Consider the following 1,160-nt stretch of genomic DNA (forward strand, 5'->3'; position numbering starts at 1 on the left):
GGCGGTGCTGGTGTTCTTCCGCTTTGCCGGCTGCCCGGCCTGCAACATCGCCCTGCCCTATTACGAGCGCCAACTCTACCCACGCTTGCGCGAACTCGGTGTGCCGCTGGTAGCGGTGAGCCCGCAGGTGCCGGAACGCCTGGTGGAGATCAAGACCCGTCATAACCTGCAGTTGCTGGTGGCCAGTGACCCCGACAACAACCTCGGCCGACGCCTGGGCATTCTCTACAGTTTTGATGAGGCGTCGCGCAACGCCGCATTGGCCAAGGGTAACCCCATCGGAGAAACCACAGGTACCGGCACCTGGGAATTGCCGCAACCAACGGTGGTGGTGATTGCCAGGGATGGCAGCGTGGCGTTTGTGGAAGTGAGCCCGGATTGGTTGGTGCGCACGGAAGCTGAGCCGGTGCTGCAAGCCGTTGAACGGCTGCTTGCCCAACAGCCTGTGCAACTCGCGATTTAAGGACACGCCCATGAGCCAATCCTCGCAACCTTCCTTACGCTCCGTGGAAGTCGCCCACTTCGACGCCCTGCTCGAACGCCTCACCACCGAGCTGGCCAGCACCGCGCACGTCTATGACGAAAGCGGCGCTTTCCCCCATGCCAACTTCCAGTTACTGCACCAGCATGGCCTGGTCGCCCTCACCGTGCCCAAGGCCCTGGGCGGCGGCGGTGCCAGCCTGCCACAGGCGCGCAAGGCCATCAGCGCGATTGCCAAGGGCGAACCGTCCACCGCGCTGATCCTGGTGATGCAGTACCTGCAACACACACGCCTGCAAGACAGCAAGACCTGGCCCGCCCACCTGCGCACCCAAGTGGCCGAAGACGCCGTGCGCAACGGCGCACTGATCAACGCCCTGCGCGTCGAACCCGACCTTGGCACCCCGGCCCGTGGTGGCCTGCCGGCGACCACTGCGGTGCGCACCGCCGAGGGTTGGCGCATCAGCGGCCGCAAGATCTACTCCACCGGCAGCCACGGCCTGAGCTGGTTCAGCGTGTGGGGCCGCAGTGACGATGCCGACCCACTGGTTGGCGCCTGGCTGGTGCCCAAGGACAGTCCCGGCGTGACCATCATCGACACCTGGGACCACCTGGGCATGCGCGCCACCTGTAGCCATGAAGTGGTGCTCGACAACGTACTGGTGCCGCTGGACCACGCC

Annotated in this window: 2 protein-coding genes; both read left to right on the forward strand. The window is 65.4% G+C overall.

What is annotated here, in order from left to right:
• A partial coding sequence (locus HX823_RS31380) for a peroxiredoxin-like family protein (protein ID WP_177078517.1) occupies window positions 1–463 on the forward strand: 463 nt, incomplete at its 5' end.
• A gap of 10 nt (window positions 464–473) precedes the next feature.
• Window positions 474–1,160: acyl-CoA dehydrogenase family protein (locus HX823_RS31385; RefSeq protein WP_177078519.1), on the forward strand; the 687-nt coding region annotated here is incomplete at its 3' end.

The sequence above is a fragment of the Pseudomonas sp. P7759 genome (assembly GCF_013386445.1).
Classification (GTDB): Bacteria; Pseudomonadota; Gammaproteobacteria; order Pseudomonadales; family Pseudomonadaceae; genus Aquipseudomonas; species Aquipseudomonas azotoformans_A.